Source organism: Candidatus Aminicenantes bacterium, assembly GCA_026393795.1.
GTDB lineage: Bacteria > Acidobacteriota > Aminicenantia > UBA2199 > UBA2199 > UBA2199.
In genome coordinates, this window is sequence record JAPKZL010000296.1 from 1 (window position 1) to 7,235 (window position 7,235).

Annotated in this window: 9 protein-coding genes; 4 read left to right on the forward strand and 5 right to left on the reverse strand. The window is 55.2% G+C overall.

Annotation, left to right across the window (positions count from 1 at the left end; all coding sequences use genetic code 11):
* Positions 1-126 precede the first annotated feature (126 nt).
* Both NTW95_14530 and NTW95_14535 read right to left on the reverse strand, forming a co-directional pair.
* A complete protein-coding gene (locus tag NTW95_14530) occupies positions 127-798 on the reverse strand; it encodes a hypothetical protein (GenBank protein MCX6558624.1) in 672 nt (223 codons plus the stop codon).
* A gap of 6 nt (positions 799-804) precedes the next feature.
* Positions 805-1,701 carry a decaprenyl-phosphate phosphoribosyltransferase gene (locus tag NTW95_14535; GenBank protein ID MCX6558625.1) on the reverse strand — a complete coding sequence of 299 codons (897 nt, stop codon included), beginning with the start codon at positions 1,699-1,701 and terminating at the stop codon, positions 805-807.
* 116 nt (positions 1,702-1,817) lie between these two features.
* Between NTW95_14535 and larC the strand changes: the two genes are divergently transcribed.
* From larC to NTW95_14550, 3 genes are read left to right on the forward strand one after another with little or no spacing between them, the layout of a single operon-like run.
* On the forward strand, positions 1,818-3,056 hold the full coding sequence (gene larC, locus NTW95_14540) for a nickel pincer cofactor biosynthesis protein LarC (protein ID MCX6558626.1): 1,239 nt from the start codon (positions 1,818-1,820) through the stop codon (positions 3,054-3,056).
* Positions 3,028-3,606, forward strand: coding sequence for a GTP cyclohydrolase I FolE (gene folE, locus NTW95_14545; protein MCX6558627.1), 579 nt, complete (start codon positions 3,028-3,030; stop codon positions 3,604-3,606). The genes larC and folE overlap by 29 nt, the downstream gene beginning before the upstream one ends.
* Before the next feature lie 43 nt (positions 3,607-3,649).
* A complete protein-coding gene (locus tag NTW95_14550) occupies positions 3,650-4,213 on the forward strand; it encodes a hypothetical protein (protein MCX6558628.1) in 564 nt (187 codons plus the stop codon).
* A gap of 1 nt (position 4,214) precedes the next feature.
* Here NTW95_14550 and sppA read toward each other — a convergent pair whose 3' ends face one another.
* Complete coding sequence (gene sppA / locus NTW95_14555) at positions 4,215-5,594, reverse strand: signal peptide peptidase SppA (GenBank protein MCX6558629.1); 1,380 nt, start codon at positions 5,592-5,594, stop codon at positions 4,215-4,217.
* A gap of 51 nt (positions 5,595-5,645) precedes the next feature.
* Positions 5,646-6,533 (reverse strand): EamA family transporter, encoded by an 888-nt coding sequence (locus NTW95_14560; GenBank protein MCX6558630.1) that lies wholly within the window; start codon positions 6,531-6,533, stop codon positions 5,646-5,648.
* 260 nt (positions 6,534-6,793) lie between these two features.
* Here NTW95_14560 and NTW95_14565 point away from each other — a divergent pair, with 260 nt between their 5' ends.
* Positions 6,794-6,916 carry a hypothetical protein gene (locus NTW95_14565; GenBank protein ID MCX6558631.1) on the forward strand — a complete coding sequence of 41 codons (123 nt, stop codon included), beginning with the start codon at positions 6,794-6,796 and terminating at the stop codon, positions 6,914-6,916.
* On the opposite strand, the gene NTW95_14570 is transcribed toward NTW95_14565, so the two are convergent.
* Entirely contained in the window at positions 6,902-7,189 is a 288-nt protein-coding gene (locus tag NTW95_14570; GenBank protein MCX6558632.1) for a hypothetical protein, read from the reverse strand. The genes NTW95_14565 and NTW95_14570 overlap by 15 nt on opposite strands.
* Between the last annotated feature and the right edge of the window lie 46 nt (positions 7,190-7,235).

Here is a 7,235-nt window from a genome sequence, read left to right on the forward strand (position 1 = left end):
CGCTGTCCGAAGCAAAACGACGCCCCTTTGCCGGACGAAATATTCCGGACCATTCGATCGCTTCCGTATATCCCCCATCACTTTCTCCTGCTCATAATGTTTTTTTTAGTCATGATTTTTGAATTGTCAAGTTGCCGATGAATTGGTATCGGTTTCGCCTGAAATTGGCCGCTGCTGCAGATAGTCGCGGATGCGGTCGCGGACGATCTGGTGGGTGCTCTCATCCTTGAATATTTTCTGCAGCCCGGCCAGCCCCAGGTAAGGGATGATTTTCAAAATGATCTTGATCGGCGCTTCCGGGTCATGGGCAACGGCCATGGCCACAGCCGGGTTCATGTGCCACTGGCTGTTATCAAAGGCGACATACAAATTGGCGCGCTCGCCATGGCGGTTGATGAAGCGCAAAACCACCGCTTCACTGCAATTGGGATTGTTGAGTATGGTTTCGATCAATTGCGTCTGATTCTCATCGTTGAAATTAAGCAGCAGCGAATTGGATGCGATTTTGAGCAAGGATATTTTTTCGCCCAGGGCCAGCCGCTTGTAGCGCTGGCTGAATTCCAGTTCGGCTTTCTTGCGGATAAAGGGCTGGGTTTTGACATTCTTGATGACCCGTACCAGGTCAGCGGCGAACAGCTTGCTGATAATGCCCAAGGAAATGCTCTGCGGAAACTTGGGATGCTGAACCAGGTGCAGCAGCACCCGGTAGTCGTTCTTGTGCAAGCGGTAGATTTCCTCCAGCTCTTCCTGGCTGATGCCGGAAAACTGAAGCTGCTTGATGACGTTCAACGTTGCCAACGGCGGTTAATGGTTGACCAGCAGGACAAAGACGCCGATCCAGAGAATGATGTTGACGGTGAAGGGCAGGTCGGTGTAAATGATCTCGGAAGGGCTTTCCCCCTCGCCCCTGGCGTAGGATAGGAAAAGATAGCGGAAGATGCCGAAGATGACGAAAGGCACCGTGTAAAAAAGCTTGGTCGAGTGAAACTTCTGCTGCACGTCCGGCGACAGGACATACATGATGTAGGCGATCAGGGTGGTGGCGGTGGAGATGCTGATCATCTGGTCGAGCAGACTGACCGTATAGCTGAGCAGGGTCTGGCGCGTAACTTTTTCCGGGACGATTTCCTGGATCTTGAGCAGTTCCTGGCGGCGCTTGATCAAGGCTAGGAAGATGGCCAGCAGGAAGGTGCTGATCAGGATCCAGGGATAGAGGGCGATGCGATTGACCGCTGCCCCGGCCATGACGCGCAGGACGAAACCGAAGGCGATGATCATGATGTCGATGATGACCATGCTCTTCAGGAACAGCGAATACAGGATATTGATGGCCACATAAAACAGGGAGATGTAAAAAAACTCGCGATTAAAAAAATAAATCAACGCCAGGACGCCTGCCAGCAAGACCACTGCGAAAATGGCGGCCTCAATGACCGGGAGGCGGCCGGAGGCGATGGGGCGGTTCCTTTTTTGCGGATGGTGCCGGTCGTGCTCGCGGTCCAGGATATCGTTGAAAATGTAGATGCCGCCGGTGACTAGGTTGAACAAGGCGAAGGCCAGCAGGGTGTTGCCAATGAAGTCCAGGTGGAACACGTGTTCCGCTTTCCTCTGGATCAGTACGAATATCATGGGCGCGAAAATGAAAACATTCTTCACCCATTGCTTGGGTCGCATGGAGATGAACAAATCTTTGATGTGCATGATGGTATTATACCAACGACTGGTTTTACTTTGCAACAGGAAAAGCAACACCGGAGCCGACCTTTTCACCACCATAACGGCTTGACTGGATAAGCGCGGAGGAGTATAAATGCCCCATGGCGCAAGAGTTGCTGTTGCAAACCAATTGCGGGGCATCGGGGGACATGATCCTCGCCGCCCTGATCGACCTGCTGGACGCGGGCGACGCATTCAGGCAAACCTTCGATAACATCGGCCTGGCCGTGACCGTTACCGTCGAAGACATCGTCAAAAACCATCTGCGCTGCAAACAGGTGACCGTCACCGCCCCAGCCGGCCGTCAAGCCAAAACAGGCCGACGCAGCCGCCAGGAAACATCCTTTTCCGACCTGGAGGCGTTCATCGCTTACGCTCCGTTTTCCACCGGGGTCAAAACCAACGCCCGCCGCATTTTTGAAGCCATTTTCAGGGCTGAAGCCGATGTCCACGGCGAAGAGCTGAAGAACGTCCACCTGCACGAGATCGGGGCCGACGATTCGCTGATTGACATCCTGGGTTTCTGCTGGCTCTGGGAAATGCTGGACTGCTGCCCACTTTTTTTCACCACCCTGGTCACCGGCCGCGGGGACATCCAGACGCGGCACGGGTTGCTGCCGGTGCCGCCGCCGGCCGTGCTCAACCTGATCAGAGGCCTGGAATACCGCAGCGGCGACATTGAAAGCGAATTGCTGACCCCGACCGCGGCCGCCATCCTGACCAGTTGCGGCCGGCAAGCGGACGGCGGGCGTACGCTAAAGGCGCTGAAAACCGGTTGCGGCGGCGGCCACAAGACGTTCCCCAATACCCCCAACATTCTGCGCGCCATCCTCTCGGAAACGGTGAGCCTGGCGGCTGCGCCGGCCCCTTGTGGGCCTGCGGCGAACGATCATGTCTGGGTGCTGGAATTCAGTCTCGACGACAGCAGCGGCGAAATGGTCGCCGCGGCCGGCGAAAAAATCGCCCAGGCCGGAGCCATGGATATTTTTATCGCCAGCGGCCTGATGAAGAAGGGCCGGCCGGGTCTTCAGCTCACCGTCCTGTGCGCCGACGCCGACCGCGAGAAGGTGATCGCGACGATTTTCCGGGAAAGCACGGTCATCGGCCTGCGCCAGCGCCGCGAGGAAAGGGTGATCCTGCAGCGGGAAACGCAAACCATCCGCGTCGCCGGATCGGAGGTGCGGGTGAAAATCAGCTCATGGGAAAACCGGGTCATGAATATCAAGCCCGAATTCGCCGACGTTTCGCTGCTGGCTGACAGCAAGCTCATTCCGCTCAAGCAAGCCATGCTCATGGTCCAGGGAGTCATTAATGAAAAATATGGATCTGTCCAAGATTAAGCAGGGAGTGCGCCTGATCCTCGAAGGCATCGGCGAAGAGGTCGATTCACAGCGCTTGGCGGAAACGCCGGCCCGGGCCGCCGACATGTTCGCCGAGATACTCTCCGCCACCGGCAGGGACCCGGGCGAGTTCCTGAAAGCGCTAACCGAGGAAAAACACGACGAAATGGTCATTCTCAAGGACATCCCCATCTATTCCCTGTGCGAGCATCATTTGCTCCCTTTTTCCGGCAAGGCCAGCATCGCCTATATCCCCAAGAAAGGCAAGATCATCGGGCTGAACACCCTGGGCTACCTGGTCGATTTTCTGGCCAAGCGGCTGCAGCTCCAGGAGCGGCTGACCAAGCAGATCGCCGACTACTTGGTGCAAGCGCTTGACCCGATGGGGGTGATGGTCGTCATCAAGGCCGAGCATTTGTGCATGGCCATGCGCGGAGTCAAGAAACCGGGATCGCTGACCATCACTTCGGCCGTGCGCGGCGTTTTTCGCGAGAACCTCGGCCCGCGCCAGGAGGCGATGTCGCTGCTGATGGCCCCGGAAAGCCGTTGAGCGCGCCGATGGAATAGGAAGAAATGAAGGCGAAGGAGGGCACATGACGGAAGTGAAAGGCGCGATCATCCATTCGATTCCCAAAAGCATATTGGACAAGTTCGGCCAGTACGGGCTGAAGCGCTGGCTAGAGCTGATATCGCCCGCTGCCCGCAGGATTTACAGCTCCGAAGTCGACCAGGAAGCCTGGTTCCCCCTGCAGGAGATGCTGATCAAGCCCATGGCCAACATCGCCCAGCTCTTCTACGACTGGGACCTGAAGGCGGCTTCCTGGGAGTTCGGCAGACTGAGCGCCGATGTCAGGTTCCACGGCGTGCTCAAGCTCCTGATCAAGATCCCCAAAACCAACGCGTTGGTCGAGAAGGCCGGTGAATACCTTTCCTCCTACTACCGCCCCTGCTCGATATCCGTCCCGATAAGCGAACCGAAGTTCTGCCTGGTGCGCATCAGCCATTTCCCCGAAATGGACAAAACCACCGAGTTCCGCATCTGCGGCTGGATGGAGCGCGCCCTGGAGATCGCGGGCTGTAAGGGAGTGACGGTGGAAATCGTCAAATCGCTGACCAATTTCCAGCCCGTTTCCGAATACGAGATACGCTGGAAATAATCTAGTTGAACATCAGGGTGAAGGGCATGGCCATGGCCGGGAAAAAGCGCTTGTAAACTTTCAGGCGCGCCTGAACGTCGAACGGATTCTCCGCCTTGACATCGGTCAGCGACATAATCATCTCCCAAAAAGTCTTCTTCTGCGGGTAAACGCGCACCCCCACCTTTTCACCCGCCGGGATGCGGGCCAGCTTCTTGGCCTCGGCCAGGGCCTCGTTCAGGCCGCCCAAGCCGTCAACCAGCTTCAAGGCCAGGGCCGCTTTCCCGCTCCACACCCGGCCTTGGGCGATCTTTTCCACGTCGGCCACGGCCAGCTTGCGGTTGTTGGCCACCTTTTTCACGAATTCTTGGTAAATGGCCTGCATCTCGCCCAGAACCTTCTGCTTCTCGCGGTCGGTAAAAGGCTTGTAATCGGAGTACATACCGGCAAATTCCGATGTTTTGACGATCTCTTTATCAATTCCCAATTTGTCGTACAAACCCTTCAAGACGAATTTTCCTCCATACACGCCGATCGAGCCGGTAATGGTTTCGGGCTGAGCATATATTTTTTGGGCGGCCATCGATATCCAATAGCCGCCGGAAGCGGCCAGGTCTGACATCGAGATGACCAAAGGTTTTTTCTTGGACAGCAATTCCGCCTCGCGCAGGATGACGTCCGAGGCGACGGCTGATCCTCCCGGGCTGTCGACGCGCAGCACGACCGCCTTGACCGCGTAGTTGTTCCTGGCCTGGCGCAGCTGTTCGGCCAGGGTATCGGCGCCAAGGACTTCGTCGCCCAGCAGCGACTGGCCCCCGCTCCGCCCCAGGTTGATCTCGCCGGAGGCGAAGATGACGGCGATTTTTTTGGCTCCGCTGAAAGGCAGCGGCGCGCTCGTCTTGGCGTAGGTCCGGAAACTCACCTCAGGGTATTGGGTTTTGAACAAACCATGCAGTTCATCCTCATAACCGAGTCTGTCGATAAATTTAGCTTTCACATATTCTTCCAGAGGCAGCGGCGATTGGTCGAGTATCTTCTTGACGTCGCCGGCGTCGAGCTTGCGGTTGACGGCGATGCCGTCGATTACGGCCCGATACAAATCATCGATCAAGGCTTGCATGGATTCGCGATGCTCCGGAGTCATGTGATCTTCGTTGAATGTATTGCTGCCGGTTTTATAATGGTACCACAGGTCCTGGATGGAGACAGCCGTGGAGGCGATGCCCGGGAAACGGCTGGTCACCGTGTCGGCCAAGGGACCGCTCAGATCTATCTTCAGGACCGCTTTGTCCGGGACATACGGTTCCTGGTTGAACTGCATGTAGATGAAACCGCCGATGATGAACAGTCCCAGCAGGATCACGATGACCACCAGCAGGACGATCAGTGCGCTTCGCTTCATGACGACTCCTCGAATATAGACTTTTAAAGGTATTATACTGATTTTGTCACATTAAAGTTTAGCTTCCCGGCCGTTTCCTGGAGGCGCATTGCGGCTCACGTCTGAACGCGAATTGAGCCAGATGGCCAGTATCATGATGCCGGCGCCGCTGAGAAGTCGCGGCCATTCCACCTGCTCGCCGAAAAAGAGCAGCGAAACCAGGACGGCCAGCGGGACCTTGGCGTTGTTGAAGACGGCCAGCAGGCCGGCTTCGACGCGGGTGGCGCCGACATTCCACAGGAAGAACCCCACTCCCGAGGCAAGCAAGCCGAGATAAACCAGAACCAGCCATTTTCCCGCGCTTAAACCCAGGACGATCGGGCCGGAAAAGAACAGCATGGCCAGCATAGCGGCCGCGGCCCCGCCTAGGTAGAGCCAGGCAAATATGTCGCGGTCCTTCCATTGTCTGGCAGCAGCGGGCAGCCGACGGTACCAGACCTGGCCGACGGCGAAGCAGGCATTGGAAGCTTGGACGAGCAGAAAACCCGGCAGCAGGCCGTCGCCCGCCAAGCCGGCGTAGACGATCACCGCGGTGCCGGCAACGGCCAGCAGCGCCGTCCAGAGATGGCGCGCTTGGAGGCGTTTCTCCCACAGATCGGCGGCGACGGCCACGTAAAGGGGGGTAAAAATGGTGAACAAGGCCACCTGGTGGGCGGCCAGGAAGCGGAACGACTGGATGTAAAAAACGTACATCAGGCCGTATTGGACCATGCCGATGAAAAACAGGCGCAGCGCCGTGGCTGCAGGCGTTTTTCGCGGTTTCCACATCGGCAGGAACAGGAACAGGGCCAGGGCCAGGCGGACGAAGGCGACGAAATTGGCGTCCACGTTCCCCAGGTATTTCTTCACTAGCCCGAAAGAAAATGCCCAGATGAAGGAAGTGATCAGTAGCAAAACCATTGCCTGAATATAGCAGATTCCTTCAGTTTCACAAAATACCAGTAAAATGAAAAGAAAGCTCTAATCCCCCCGGCTTCGCCACCCCCCTTGAGTAAGGGGGGTTAAAGGAAAACGTTATAACCCGAAGCAAATCCCAATTAAAATTCTTCTTCTCTTCTCCCCCCCTTACCAAGGGGGGAAAAAGGAGGGCTCAGTAAAGTAATCTTAACAACACCGTTGCGGGTACTGGTATCGCTACCAATGTCACATGTCCCCGAGTGATGATGGATGAAGTTTTGCTTCAACAAGCGCTTAAACTGATCAGCAAGGAAAAGAAAATCCGGGCATTGGAAAAGGAACGGGCTGAACGGCTGGTGAAATTGGAAGAATTAAATCAAGAGTAATACTAAGTGGAAGGTGTCTCTATTTTTTTCAGGATTTACTAAAGCAGCATCAACTGTTAAATTGTTTGCACTCTCGAAAATTTGAATTCCAATTTTTTGAACAGGAACAATAGCTGATGGAGTCAATATATCAGGAGAAGGACTCGGAACATTAGCTGCACCAAATCCAAATTCTATATATATTCCCCAAAGACCTTCATGAATGTCTGAATCTTTTATGAGAGCTGTAGCTAATTCCTGATAGGTATAAGTAATTTGATTTTGTTTTTTCATATTTTATCTCCTTTAATTATACATACTATTAGCTGTATTTTTGGAT